This window comes from Bacteroides sp. AM44-19 (genome assembly GCF_003603395.1).
GTDB classification, from domain to species: domain Bacteria; phylum Bacteroidota; class Bacteroidia; order Bacteroidales; family Bacteroidaceae; genus Bacteroides; species Bacteroides uniformis.
This window is the reverse complement of record NZ_QTNB01000005.1, coordinates 95,888-110,566: the sequence shown is the minus strand read 5'-3', so window position 1 is coordinate 110,566 and position 14,679 is coordinate 95,888. Positions and strand designations below refer to the sequence as shown.

Genomic DNA, 14,679 nt, shown 5'->3' with positions numbered 1-14,679 from the left:
GGTAGCAGTAAATGACAAATACCGCTAATTTACCATTTTACTTGGCAAAATTTGAATTAATTACATATATGAGAGTATTAATAGTCAGTGGAGGGAAACCGACGAAAAAATATCCGTTCATTGGAAATTTTGCATTTGAGCAAGCTGTAGCATTAGCTGATTCAGGTACTGATGTTACATTCTTTGGGATTGATCTTCGCTCCTTTCGGCGTAAGCGCCCTTATGGCATCTCTTATGGTGTCGCAGGGAAAGTTCGCTGGTATGTCATAAGTATTCCTATTGGAGCTGTTCCCCTTTCACTATTATGTTTTATTGGTGCAAAGGCTCTTTCTTATTTATATTCTAAGGTTTATAAAAATAGGAAAAAACCGGATATTGTCCATGCTCATTTCACTGAGATTGGACAAATGGCTGCTTCTTTAGTCAAAAAGATTGATGTTCCCTTAGTAATAACGGAGCATTCAAGTGCCATGAATTGTGAAAATGTTAATGAATCCTTGCAAAAATGCGCCTTGAAAGGTTATAAAATGGCTGCAAGAGTAGTGGCAGTAAGTCATCCTTTATCACAAAATATCAAGCGTTATACCGGTATTGATGCCATAGTCATTCCTAATATGATAAAGCTGGATGTTTTTTGTAAGTGTGAGCACAGAGCACATAAAGGGTATAGATTTGTTACAACGGGGTTACTGATTGAACGTAAAAGAACATTGAATACCATTAAAGCAATAGAGGCGATTCATAGATTAGGTTACAATGTCCATTTGGATGTCATAGGCGATGGTCATCTTCGTAGTGTACTAATGGAGTATGTCTGGAAACATGATTTGCATGACATTGTGATGTTCCATGGTATCTTATCTCCTATGGAAATTGTAAAGGTTTATGAGGAATGTGACTGCTTTGTGCTTCCTTCTGCTGGAGAGACTTTCGGGGTGGTTTATGTGGAAGCAATGGCTGCAGGACTTCCTGTTATTGCTACCCGTTGTGGAGGACCTGAGGATTTCGTCAATGAAGATAATGGTATATTGATAGATGTTGATGACGCTGAACAGTTACAAAATGCTTTTCTGTCATTCATGAATGCGCCAAAGCATTGTTCACCAACTCGTCTGCGTGATTATGCTAAAGAAAATTATGGACCGGAACAGCTTGCTTTGCGCTTAAATAGACTATATAAGGAAATATATGTATAATTCTATTCTTTGTGGAATATCTCAAAGACGTTGGTCGATGATATTTATCATCGGCTATACTTTCATTATGCATATCCTTTATCTCAGATATTATCAGTATACTTTTGAATTTAGTTATGAGGGATTGTTATTTGTTTACAACTTTAATGAGGCAAAATATATTTGGGCTTTGCTGGAGTCTATAGTTATCATATGGATAACACTAAATAACCTTAAGAACATATATTTAACAGAGACTATTATGGTCATGTTGAACTTGCTCTATTTTCTGCCAGGTGTAGCTCAACAAGCAGTGACTAATGAACCATGGTCATATATGTTTTATTTCTTTCTATTCTGGCTGATGATGGAGTGGTGGATGAAAAGGATAAAACCAAAGCAGGGCAGTCCATTCTCGAAATATTTTAGGATGAGAAATATAGATAGTTATTTAAAAATGCTAACGATTATTTCTCTCATTGTTACGGCAATGCTAATGCTCTATCACCATAAGTCCTTCTCAATTGCAAGTTTTCAGGAAACGCTGTTGGATGTGTATGAGGTAAGAGCGGAGGCAACGAATGCTGGCACACACTGGATAATTGTTAACATAAAACTTTGGGCTGCTTATTTGATAGTTCTGTTGACTGCTTACTATTCATATCACCGCAAGTGGGTATTGTCTGCAATTTTAGTGATAGCCGAATTTTCGTTGTTTTTAATTGAAGCTAATCGAATATTCGTATTTCTTGAATTGGGAGCTCTCGTAGTGGGTATCTTTCGTATAGATAGCAATAAGACTCCAATAGCGATGATGCTTATCTCAGTACTCCTTCTGATAGAAGTGAATGTTATTGACGTGGGGTTGTTGTTCAATGATGTATTCCGTCGGTACACCATTGTTCCGAATCGAATAAGTGGGTTCTATTTTGATTATTTTTCAACTCACACCCCTGACTTCCTGCGGTCTATGTATGACAGGACTTCAACTCTTTTAGGATTTCATTCTATTTATGTCGAGAAACCTATTTCTCGGATGATTGGTGAAGTGTATTTAGGGTGGGCTGCAGGATGTAACACGGGGTTGGTCGGTGGCTGTATGTTTTGCTTCGGATATTTAGCGGCCATCATTTCCACTTTCGGTTATATCATGGCATTTAGACTTTATGAGGGAACTATTGCTACATTTCAAAATCCTAGCGTAAAATATGCACTGGCTATTACACTCGTGTCATTGTCAATCAACACTTATGGGTTGTTGGCTAATTTGATAAATACCAATTATTTCTTAATGCTCTATCTGACACTCGCTCCATTTGCTAATAAGAAAATTCAAAATGATATGTGAATATGGAAGAAACATTTGAAATATTCGAAAAATTCGAATTTCAGGTTCGGTCTTATTGTAGAAAAGATTTCTATGGGGATTATAAATGAACTGTTGCGGTTCTACTGGGACGAATGCTATAGAGGTTACATTGAAACTTGCACGCAAGAACTCCCTGCACTTCGGAAGCGATGAGGGAGTGGAAAGTGCCGCCGTGTATCACAGCTTAATCAGCACGGTGAAGTTGCAAGGCAGGTTTGCATGGGATTATCTTGGCAAATTTTTTACCGGAATTTTTAACGGTTGCAGAGATTTTTTGAGTTTGGCACCGCAAAATATGAACTTGGCTGTATGCCAATAGTTAAAAAACAATCGGATTTAATAACATTTTTTTTTGTGAGATATCCATTCTGGTGCCTTATAAAAAGGGTATGCTCTAAATTGAGTATTAACTAATATCTTGGTGGAGGGCTTGAATGTTGTGAGGAATGTTGTAATAAAACCGCTTCAAGTAAGGTCATAAATAAATATGAGAATATTATACATTAATTACGTTGATGATAAGAAACTGCTTTCAGGCTCATCAGTTAGACCAGCAAAAATTCTTAAGGCTTTCAGCGAATCAGGTCATGAAGTGATAGTACTTTCTGGCAATCAGTTTAACTCAGATAGAGTTCGAAAGGTGAAAAATATGCTGAAAGAACTTAAGCATGTAAGGCTAGACTTGTGCTATATAGAGTCGCCAACATATCCAATTGTCCAGCATAGTGACAGGACTTTGATAAAGCGTATTCACCAGATTGGTATTCCTATGGCATATTTTTATCGCGACTTTTACAGGAAATTTCCCGAACAGTTTCCAAGGAAGACAGGAATTGTGGGGCATCTTAAGGACTACGGATTAGATGTGCTTCAATATTTAACCGATAGGGTTATAAAAAACTGCGATATAGTTTATTTCCCATCCATGGAGGCAACTAAGTTATTCGATTACAAAGACAAAAGGGTTTTGCCGCCAGCAGGTGAGAATTGTCTATCTGAAAAAAAAGAGCGTGCCCATGTAGGAATCTACGTGGGGGGAGTTATAGGACACTACGACTCCCCCCTTCTGTTAGATTCGTGCCAACTCTTGCATCGGCAGGACAATTCTTTCCGGCTGATATTGGTATGCAGGGAAGATGAGTGGGCACAAGTAGAGCACCCTTGTAAGAATGCCGAATGGCTGGAAGTACATCATGCCTCAGGAAAAGAACTAGAATCACTATACCGTAGAGCTTCAGTAGCTTTTGTGATGCCCAAGAAAGAAATACCTTATAATGAGTTCGCTGTTTCTGTAAAGGTCTTTGAATATATAAGCTACGGGCTTCCGGTTGTGGCTATCAACAGCAAGGCTTTGAGTGATATTGTTACGAGTGAACAAATAGGGCTGGTAGTTGGGCCAGATGTAGATGAGGTATGTTCAGCTGTTAACGAAATACTGTCATCAGATTCGACATACCAGCAGTATCTAAATGCTGTCAAGAAATCACTGTGGGAACGCAATCTATGGAAGCATCGTGTGAATACAATTATCAGTGATTTAACATCAAAAAAGCAGAAGTAAATATGGATAGCATAAGATATATCCAAGTGATTAAGAATCTTTTAAAGGACGGTTTCGCTCATGTATTCGTTGGTACGTTCTTTAATAAGGCTGTCGCCATGATATCGAGTGTTGTTGTTGCGAGAATAGTTGACAAAACGGACTATGCTTATTTGACATATTCAGAAACACTATATGGTTACCTAACATTATTCCTTGGACTAGGTATGTCAACAGCTTTATTAAAGGTGTGTTCAGGCAAAGAAACAACATCTGAAGACAAGGCATATTTAGCTTTTGCTCTCAAATATGGTGTTGTTTTTGAGATTTTAATTACTACTCTCTTTTGTGTAAGTGTCTGTTTATTGGTGCTTCCCTTTCCACAGTCAAAAACGTATATTGTGGCGACAGTACTTTATCCTACCATCTATTATGGTTATGATTTGCTTACTTCGTTCGTCCGATCCAAACAACAGAATAAAGCTTACGCATGGTATAGTCTGACCTATTCTTTTGTTACATGCGTACTGACGATTGCTTTCGTTTTGCTTTTTAGTGCAATGGGCGTGGTTGTTGCTAGATACATGGCTTTGGTTCTTATGATAGGCTTTTTGTGGCATTTACTTAAAGGAAAGTTAGTTGATTTAAGACAGAGCAAATTAAGTAACAATAACCTGCGACAATTTATGGCAATGTCTGTATCACTCATGGCTGCAAATGCATTGTCTGGCATGATGCCAATTAATGAAAATCTGCTTGTTGGTAATATTATAGCAGACGAAGCAACTACTGCAAACTTTAGGGTTGCGGGCCTTTTTCCTCAAATGGTTATCTTAGTTGCTCAGTCAGTTATGATTTATTATTTTCCAATTATTGCAGAAATGGACAATAAACATCAAAATTCCAGGAGGATGGTGTTAAAGATAGCTTTTCTAAATGCAGGGTTGGTGTTTGGTGCTATTATAATAGGAATGTGTTTGACACCTTGGCTTATTGTAACTTGCTACAGCGAGAAGTATGTGGATGCTGTTCCTATAGCTATGTTATTATGGTTAGTTCATGGCATTAATGCAGCTTTTAGGATTGTTCCAATCAATATGTTAATAGCTATTCGAAAGTATCAATTTAATCTGTATATGAACGCTGTCTCTGTAATTATACAGTTTCTACTAGACTGGTATTTTCTTACAAAGTTCGGAATTTATGGCGTAATGTATGGAACGGCTTTGATCTATGGATTGACCAGTATTTTATATTGGATTTACTATCTAAAATATTCAAAATCAATATAATAATGAGAGAAGAATCGTCGCTAAAGTCTTTTTTAAGATTCGGAGTATATTGCTATAATATGCTTAGGGGCTATTATTGGCAGTTTATGGCAAAACATTTTCCTGCTGTAAATGCCAAAGAAGAAATGAAACGTCAAAAACAAACGGAACTTATTCGCGAAGCCGATATAAGGAATCCTATTTATTTTAACGAAAAGATGCTTTGGCTGAAATACCATCTTTATAATAAGAGTGATATTGTAGCCATGTGCTATAATAAATATATGGTGAGAGAATATGTTGAAAACAAGGGATTGGCTCATATTCTTAATAAATTGTATTTCGTTTCAGAAAGGATCGAAGACATTCCTTGGTCAGGACTTCCCGAGGAGTGTGTGATTAAACTGTCTAATGGTTATTATGGGCATGTTTTCAAGAGAAAGGATGCTCCTTTTGATATTGAAAAGGCGAAGAAGATATTGAGGAATACAAAGAGAAGGTGTAGTTTTGCCTTCCGGATTTCTGGTGACTTATTTGTCTATGGCACTAAACCTGTTTATGTATGTGAGAAATTAATTAAGGCAAAAAAGTCTGGAGCCTTACCTGATGATTATAAAATTCATTGTTTCCATGGGGTACCTCGTTTCTTGGAGTATATTCATGATCGTAACTATGAGAATAAAAGTAATTTTTTTGAGAGTGCATTTATTGATATCGCGAACATGGTTGACCGCTCTGATTTGGAAGGCGAAGCATCACCTATTGATAAGATTGTCCTGCCAAGTAGTTTCGATGAGATGTTGGAATGTGCTAAAAAACTTTCTGCCGACTTCCCTTATGTTCGTGTTGATTTTTATGAAGAGAATGGTCATCCTGTGTTTGGTGAGTTGACTTTCACGCCTTACCACTTGCAGACAAAGACTTCCTTAAAAGAATTGGGTGTTCTTATCCATTTAGAGTATATTGAAAAATACAAAAGAATACTTATTTCGTAATTATGGTTAAAAGAATTTGTCATTTTACAAGTGTCCATTCCGCTACGGATGGACGTATCTTTGAGAAAGAATGCTGTTCATTAGCTAAAGCTGGATATGAGGTCTATTTTGTAGCTCCGAATGCAAAAACAGAAATAAAGAATGGAGTGCATATTGTAGGCGTTCCTATTTCTAATAGAGGACGTTTATATAGAATGCTGTGTGGAGCTAAGATAATTTATAAAGAGGCTCTTTCTTTGAATGCGGATGTTTATCACTTTCATGATCCGGAATTGTTGCGTTTTGCATTGAAATTAAAATCACAAGGAAAAAAAGTGATTTTTGATAGTCATGAATTTTATGGATACCAAATCAAAGAAAAAGAGTATCTTCCTAGATTTTTCAGGTACATTGTAGGGACTGTTTATATGTGGTTTGAAACTTTTGTATGTAAGCGTATAGATGCAGTAATTCAAGTATGTACAGTTTGTGGACAAAATTATTTTGAAGGAAGAAGTAAAAAAAATATTTTTATTGCTAATGTTCCTCATATGAATATATTGTCTTTCTATAAGGAAACTAAAAATATAGATGTAAAAAAAACAGTCGTTTATATAGGTGGTTTAACCTATAATAGGGGAATTAGTTTTTTAATAGAAGCCGTTGATAAGTCAATCGCAAATTTAATTTTGGCCGGGAAAATATCAAATCAATATAAAACTCAGATTAGGGCATTAGAGGGTTTTAAAAAAGTTGATTATAAGGGTTGTATTTCTTCAGAGAGAGTTTATGCTCTTTTAAATTCATCTTCTATAGGTGTATCAACTTTACTTAAAATTGGTCAATACGGGAAATTGGATACTTTGCCGACAAAAATATATGAATATATGGCGATGGGGCTACCTGTTATTATGTCAAATACTGATTATAATATTAAAATGAATGCTACAGAACAATTCGGAATATGTGTTAATCCTTGTGATGTGAATGAAATAGCCAAAGCGATTAACTATCTTTTAGAGAACTCTAATTTGGCGGAGGAGTTGGGGCGTAATGGAAGACGTTTAATTGAGAATAAATATAATTGGGAGATTGAAGAACAAAAATTACTCAATCTATATACTTCATTATAGTTATGAAGATTCTTTTAATTAATCATTATGCTGGCTCTCCTAATTTGGGGATGGAATTTAGACCTTATTATGTGACTAAAGGATGGGTGAAATTAGGGCATGAAGTCCTAATTGTAGGAGGTAGTTATTCACATTTAAGGAAGGTTCAGCCACAATCATGTGAAGAAATGATTGATGATGTGCGCTATCGGTGGGTAAAAGTAAATCCATATAAAGGTAATGGAATAGGACGAATCATATCTATGTTTTCTTTTGTAACTAAACTATATTGTAATTATAGACGTTATTTACGAAACTTTAAACCTGATATTGTTATAGCTTCTTCCACTTATCCTTTAGATATTTATCCTGCTTATAGAATAGCAAGGCATTATCATGCAAAACTTATTTATGAAGTACATGATTTATGGCCGTTATCCCCCATGGAGTTAGGTGGATATTCCAAAAAGCACCCTTTTATCCGAATTATGCAAAAGGCAGAGGATGATTGCTATAGATATGCGGATGCTGTAGTTTCTATGTTGCCTAAGGCTGAGGAGCACATGAGAGAGCACGGATTGACAAGAGATAAGTTTCATTATGTACCTAATGGCATTGTTTTATCTGATTGGAATAATCCCAAAGGAATTCCAGAAGAGCATGGCTTGTTGTTGAGTAAGCTTCGGGCAGAAGGTAAGTTTATAGTCGGTTTTGCCGGTGCTCATGGCATTGCGAATTCATTGTATGCTGTGATTGATGCGGTTTCGTCTCTTACAGAGCAAAATGTGGTACTTGTATTAGTTGGTGGGGGACAGGAAAAAGAAAACTTGATAAAATATGCACATAAGAAAGGAGTTACAAATGTTTATTTCCTTCTACCGATAAATAAATTGGCGATACCTAATTTGCTGAAAGAAATGGATGTGCTTTATATAGGCTTGCAAAAGCAGTCTTTATTTCGCTTTGGCATAAGTCCCAATAAAATGTTTGATTATATGATGGCTGCAAAACCAATTATACAAGCAATAGATGCCGGAAACAATTTGGTGAGAGAGGCTGATTGTGGCATTGATGTAGAACCGGATAACGTCAGTGAAATTAGTAAGGCTATTTTGGCGTTAAAATCCATGTCGGAAGAAGAAAGAAGAAAATTGGGAGAAAATGGTAAAAAATTTGTTCTCTCGAATCATACTTATCAAGTGTTGGGGAAGCGTTTCCTCGATATAATGAATAATCTTATAGAAAAATGAAAATAGTAACAATTATTGGAGCACGTCCTCAGTTTATAAAAGCTGCGGTTGTGAGTCGTGTTTTTGCAACTTCTAAAGACGTAACAGAGATAATAGTACATACAGGTCAGCATTTTGACTCCAACATGAGTGATATCTTTTTTGAAGAGATGTGCATACCTAAGCCACATTATAATTTGAACATAAACGGATTGGGGCATGGTGCTATGACCGGGCAGATGTTGGAGAGGATAGAAGAGGTTCTGATAGAAGAGAAACCGGATTGGGTGCTGGTATATGGAGATACAAACTCTACGCTTGCCGGTGCATTGGCCGCAAAGAAACTTCATATCAAGGTGGCTCATGTAGAAGCGGGGCTACGTTCGTTCAATATGGATATGCCGGAAGAGATAAATCGTATCTTGACAGACCGTATCAGTGATATTCTATTCTGCCCCACTGATAAAGCTACAGAAAATCTAGTCAATGAAGGATATGGTAATATTGGATGTCAAATAGTAAAGAACGGAGATGTAATGCAAGATGCCGCATTATTTTATGCGGATAAATGCAGAAAGCCAAACATAAACTTACCGGAGAAGTTTGTTTTATGTACGGTACATCGTGCTGAAAATACAGATGATTCGGGACGTCTGAAGAATATTTTTATGGCTTTAGAAAATATATCTGATAAATGTAAGGTGGTATTGCCGCTGCATCCCCGTACTAAAGCCAAATTGATAGGAATAGGATATGATTTTTCCTGTTCTAATATATGCTTTATCCAGCCTGTTGGCTATTTGGAGATGGTTTGGCTTTTAAAGAATTGTGAGTTGGTAATGACTGATAGTGGTGGATTGCAAAAGGAAGCCTATTTCTTTGGTAAATATTGTGTGACTATGCGTGATGAAACAGAGTGGGTGGAACTTGTTGACAATGGATTTAACAGATTGGTAGGAAGCAATCAAGCGATGATAGAAGATACGTATGCTCTGTTGGTGGATGCTCCTAAAACGGGGTTTGAAAATAGACTTTATGGAAATGGAGATGCAGGAAATAAAATCTTGGAAAGTTTACAACTTTTATAATTGCTTTTTTAGCTTCTTTATTTGAATGAATTTTAAAGATTTGCATATTCATGGTGAAGTAAGGACAGATTTACTTCATCGCATCCTTTATTCTACCGATGCTTCTGCATATAGGGAGATGCCTCTTGCCGTAGCATTTCCTAAGGACGAAACAGATGTACAGGAGATTGTACGTTACGCTTCCAAAAATCATATTAATTTGATTCCCCGTGCAGGAGGTACATCTCTTGCGGGGCAGGTAGTCGGGAAAGGACTGGTAGTGGATATTTCCAGATATATGAATCATATTTTGGAAATAAATCCGGAGGAACGTTGGGTTAGGGTACAACCCGGAGTGGTATTGGATGAGTTAAATCTTTATTGTAAACCATACGGACTGTTTTTCGGTCCTGAAACCTCCACATCCAATCGTTGTTGTTTGGGAGGAATGGTCGGTAATAATTCATGTGGTTCTCATTCATTGGTATATGGCAGTACACGTGATCATCTGTTGGAGGCAAAAGTCATATTAAGTGATGGCTCTAAGGCTCTTTTGAAAGGGATGTCCCCTAAGGAAGTTGATAGCATACGTGCAGGAGCTTCATTGGAAAGTTCTATTTATGACCGGCTGATAACGTTGCTGTCAAATAAGGAAAATCAGAAAGAAATCGTAGATAACTATCCTGATGCCTCTTTACGCAGAAGGAACTCCGGATATGCCATCGACGAATTGTTGCATTCGGATTATTTTGACTCTAATAGTCAGGAACCGTTCAATTTGTGTAAATTGCTGGCAGGTTCGGAAGGTACATTGGCTTTTGTTACTGAACTAAAATTGCGTTTAGTACCTCTGCCACCAACAGAAAAAGCTGTGGTATGTGTGCATTGTTCAACTTTGGAGGAAGCATTTGTTGCCAATCTTGTGGTATTGAAGCATAATTCTGTAGCCATTGAGTTGATGGATAGCACAATTTTGGAATTAAGTAAACGGAACATATCACAAAACAAGAACAGATTCTTTGTTCAGGGAGATCCGGCTGCCATACTTATTATTGAGTTAGCAGAAAATACCCGTGAAGAGGTAGATAAGAAAGCTGACGAAATAGAGGCTGATTTAAGAGCACATAATTATGGAACTCATTACCCACGTGTCTATGGGAAGGATATCAGTCGTGTTTGGAGCTTGCGAAAAGCCGGGTTGGGCTTACTTTCCGGAATGCCGGGGAGTGCTAAACCTGTATCTGTTATAGAAGATACGGCTGTGGCCCCACAGCGTCTTCCGGCATACATTGCAGATATGAAAAAGATGCTTGACGGTTATGGCTTGAGTTGTGTGTATCATGCCCATATCAGTACCGGAGAGTTACACCTCCGTCCAGTTTTGAATTTAAAGGAAGAAAAAGATAGGAAGTTATTCCGTACGGTAGCTACCAAAACTGCTGAATTGGTAAAGAAACATAGAGGTTCTTTGAGTGGTGAGCATGGGGATGGTCGTTTACGTGGTGAATTCATTCCTTTATTATTGGGAGATAAAGTTTATAGTCTTTTGAAGGAGGTAAAGGAAATATGGGATTCTCCGCATATTTTCAATATGGGCAAAATTGTGGATACTCCTCCGATGGATGCTAATTTACGTTATGAACAGTGGGATTTAGGAATAGATACTTATTTTGATTATTCTCGGCAGAAAGGATGGCTGTGTGCCATCGAACAGTGCAATGGCTCCGGGGATTGTCGTAAATCAAGCTTATTGGGCGGTACGATGTGTCCTACTTATCGCGCTACAAGAGATGAAAGAAATGCTACGCGTGCTCGTGCCAATACACTACGTGAACTTTTGATACATCCGCTCCAGAAGGATATTTTTAATCAGGAAGAAATTCTGACCGCTTTGGATACTTGTGTTTCTTGTAAGGCTTGCAAGTCAGAATGCCCTTCGAATGTGGATATGGCCCGTTTTAAAGCGGAATACCTGCAACATCATTATGACAATGCCCATATTCCATTGCGCTCGCGTTTAATTGCCAATCTGACAAGTATGCAAAAGCTGGGTATGGCAGCGCCATGGCTCTATAATGCAATAATTTCAAATGTATTTACGTCTTCACTCATTAAACGGATATTGAAGTTTGCTCCTCAACGCTCTATTCCGAAGCTTTATAAAATGACTTTGCGGAGCTGGATGATAAAGCATCCGGATAATAAAACCCATGATAAGGGTAAAGTGTATCTGTTTGCAGATGAATTTACCAATTACATGGATGTGGAAATTGGCATAAAGTTCATAAAACTACTGCGGACTTTAGGATATGAGGTGATTATCCCTAAGCATGTGGAGAGTGGACGTACAGAGTTGTCTAAAGGCTTTTTGAAAAAGGCTAAAGGCATAGCTGAGAAAAATATTGTTTTACTTAAAGAGATTATTTCTGAAGAAACTCCTTTAATAGGTATAGAACCTTCATGTATATTGGCTTTTCGGGATGAATATCCGGATTTAGTCAATGAAAATACCCGGGAAGATGCCCGTAGGCTGGCTGCTAATTGTTTATTGTATGATGAATTCATTGTGAAAGAAATCCATAAGGGAAATATAACACAAGAACAATTTACAGATTTTCCTTTACACATAAAATTGCATGGACATTGTCATCAGAAATCACTGGCTTCCATTGAACCTTCCAAGGAGATACTTGCTTTACCTGAAAATTATCAGGTTGATATAATTCCTTCCGGTTGCTGTGGCATGGCCGGAGCTTTCGGTTATGAGAAAGAACATTATGCATTGTCCATGCAGATAGGAGAGCAGTCATTATTTCCTGCTGTTAGGCAAGCTGAAACTGAAATTTGTATCTCTGCTCCTGGTACGAGTTGCAGGCAACAGATAAAGGATGGTACAGGCAGGCAAGCTTATCATCCTATAGAAATCTTATATGATGCCCTTTTGTAGCATTCTTTCCTATTTAAATATACATTAATCATGAAAATTCCATTTTCGCCTCCTTACATTGATGACACTGTCATCAGTGAGGTGGTTGATTCATTACGTTCCGGCTGGATAACTTCCGGTCCGAAAGTAAAAGCATTGGAGGAAGAAATAAAACTTTTCTCCAATGCAAAAGAAGTGCTGTGTGTGAACTCGTGGACATCGGGAGCTATCATGATGCTTCGTTGGCTGGGTGTTCAGCCTGAGGATGAGGTGATTGTGCCGGCCTATACCTATAGTGCTACTGCTCTGGCTGTACTCCACGCTGGTGCAAAACCGGTTATGGTGGACTCTGGAAAAGACTTTAATATTTCGGTAGAGGCTATTCGCAACGTCATTACTTCAAAAACGAAAGCTATAATTCCGGTAGATATTGCCGGATTTCCTTGCGATTATGAGTGCATCATGGAGTTGGTGAATGAACCGGATATACGTGGCATGTTTCAACCGACATCGTCAGTACAAGAACGATTGGGGCGTATCTTGGTTATGAATGATGCTGCACATTCTTTGGGAGCATATTACAGTAGGAATCAAAGAACGGGTTGTGAAACGGATATTGCTATATTTTCACTTCATGCGGTGAAGAATGTTACAACTGCGGAAGGTGGTGCCATTTGCCTTAATTTGCCTGCTCCCTTTGACAATGCGGAACTTTATAAGGAGCTCCATATGATGAGTCTGAATTGCCAGACAAAAGATGCTTTTTCAAAGTCGAAAGCCGGTGGTTGGCGTTATGACATTGTGGGGTTGGGAATGAAAATAAATATGGCTGATGTGAATGCGGCTATCGGACTGGCTCAGATACGAGAGTATCCTGCTCTTCTGAAGGAACGTAGAAGGGTATTCAATACTTATTCCAAAGCTTTTGCAGATTACGATTGGGCTATAATTCCTCCTTCGGTAGATGGTGAAAAGGAAAGCTCCTATCATATCTACGCATTAAGAATCAAGAATTTTACGGAAGAACAGCGTGACCGTATGATTGATGAAATAGCCAAGGCGGAAGTAGCGGTCAATGTGCATTTCATTCCGATGCCGATGCTTTCATTTTTCAAATCCTTGGGATATGACATAAAAAACTATCCTCAAGCTTATGAGAATTTTAAGGGGGAAATTTCTTTGCCTATTTATCCTCAGCTGGATGAGGAACAGCTGAACTTCATTATTAATGTTGTAAAGGCCGCATATATAACAGTTGCAGGTACTGAGTGATGATTCGCTTTCTTGATTTTATCTTTTCTCTTTTGGGGATAATTCTACTTTTCCCCGTATTTCTTGTGTTATATTTCGCCGTCCGATTGGAAAGTAAAGGTGGTGGTTTTTATAAACAACTACGTGTGGGACGTGGAGGGACGGATTTTTACGTCTATAAGTTCCGTTCAATGCGTATAGGAGCTGATAAGCAAGGTTTGATAACTGTAGGTGGACGGGATCCTCGGATTACTCAGGTCGGATATTTTATTCGCAAATATAAATTAGATGAGCTACCTCAGTTATTTAATGTACTGAAAGGTGATATGAGTTTAGTAGGCCCACGTCCGGAAGTCCGAAAGTATGTAGAACTATATACGGATGAACAACGTAAAATACTTTCTGTTCGTCCTGGAATAACAGATTATGCTTCCATAGAATATGTTGATGAGAATACTATACTTGGGCAGGCTGATGATGCGGATAAAGCGTATGTAGAACGGATTTTACCGGATAAGATACAGTATAATATGAAATATATCAATCATCGGTCAGTGAAAGAATATTTCAAAATTATCTTTTTGACCATATGGAGTATCATACATTGAAAAGACGATTGTGCATGGTTATAAACTGGTTATTTATTCCTCATTATGTTCGTAAAACAAAATAAAGGAATTATTTTCGGAAAAAATTGTTAGAACTTATGTCAATTGCTCAATATTGTTTTACTTTGCTGTCAAATAGTAAGCAATACAGCAATTG

Annotated in this window: 11 protein-coding genes; all 11 read left to right on the top strand. The window is 37.7% G+C overall.

Annotated features, from left to right (window positions below):
• The first annotated feature begins 68 nt into the window (after positions 1–68).
• Positions 69–1,196: a glycosyltransferase gene (locus DW947_RS09775; protein ID WP_022400836.1), complete on the top strand. Its 1,128-nt coding sequence runs from the start codon at positions 69–71 to the stop codon at positions 1,194–1,196.
• Between the two features lie 241 nt (positions 1,197–1,437).
• Positions 1,438–2,523 (top strand): hypothetical protein, encoded by a 1,086-nt coding sequence (locus DW947_RS09770; RefSeq protein WP_133303606.1) that lies wholly within the window; start codon positions 1,438–1,440, stop codon positions 2,521–2,523.
• A 508-nt stretch (positions 2,524–3,031) separates the two neighbouring features.
• Positions 3,032–4,105, top strand: a complete 1,074-nt coding sequence (locus DW947_RS09760) for a glycosyltransferase (protein ID WP_022400833.1) — start codon at positions 3,032–3,034, stop codon at positions 4,103–4,105.
• 2 nt (positions 4,106–4,107) lie between these two features.
• Positions 4,108–5,376: an oligosaccharide flippase family protein gene (locus DW947_RS09755; RefSeq protein WP_117963162.1), complete on the top strand. Its 1,269-nt coding sequence runs from the start codon at positions 4,108–4,110 to the stop codon at positions 5,374–5,376.
• An 86-nt stretch (positions 5,377–5,462) separates the two neighbouring features.
• Entirely contained in the window at positions 5,463–6,350 is an 888-nt protein-coding gene (locus DW947_RS09750) for an ATP-grasp fold amidoligase family protein (protein ID WP_165859466.1), read from the top strand.
• Positions 6,351–6,352: 2 nt separating this feature from the next.
• Positions 6,353–7,462, top strand: coding sequence for a glycosyltransferase family 4 protein (locus DW947_RS09745; RefSeq protein WP_022400830.1), 1,110 nt, complete (start codon positions 6,353–6,355; stop codon positions 7,460–7,462).
• 2 nt (positions 7,463–7,464) lie between these two features.
• Positions 7,465–8,691 (top strand): glycosyltransferase family 4 protein, encoded by a 1,227-nt coding sequence (locus DW947_RS09740; protein ID WP_057252786.1) that lies wholly within the window; start codon positions 7,465–7,467, stop codon positions 8,689–8,691.
• The gene (gene wecB, locus DW947_RS09735; protein WP_022400828.1) at positions 8,688–9,758 is read left to right on the top strand and encodes a non-hydrolyzing UDP-N-acetylglucosamine 2-epimerase; all 1,071 of its coding nucleotides are present in this window, start codon (positions 8,688–8,690) and stop codon (positions 9,756–9,758) included. The genes DW947_RS09740 and wecB overlap by 4 nt, the downstream gene beginning before the upstream one ends.
• A gap of 25 nt (positions 9,759–9,783) precedes the next feature.
• Positions 9,784–12,684 carry an FAD-binding and (Fe-S)-binding domain-containing protein gene (locus DW947_RS09730; RefSeq protein ID WP_061411555.1) on the top strand — a complete coding sequence of 967 codons (2,901 nt, stop codon included), beginning with the start codon at positions 9,784–9,786 and terminating at the stop codon, positions 12,682–12,684.
• Between the two features lie 30 nt (positions 12,685–12,714).
• Positions 12,715–13,935: a DegT/DnrJ/EryC1/StrS family aminotransferase gene (locus DW947_RS09725; RefSeq protein ID WP_022400826.1), complete on the top strand. Its 1,221-nt coding sequence runs from the start codon at positions 12,715–12,717 to the stop codon at positions 13,933–13,935.
• On the top strand, positions 13,935–14,522 hold the full coding sequence (locus DW947_RS09720) for a sugar transferase (protein ID WP_005831225.1): 588 nt from the start codon (positions 13,935–13,937) through the stop codon (positions 14,520–14,522). Before DW947_RS09725 ends, DW947_RS09720 begins: the two co-directional genes overlap by 1 nt.
• Positions 14,523–14,679: the final 157 nt, after the last annotated feature.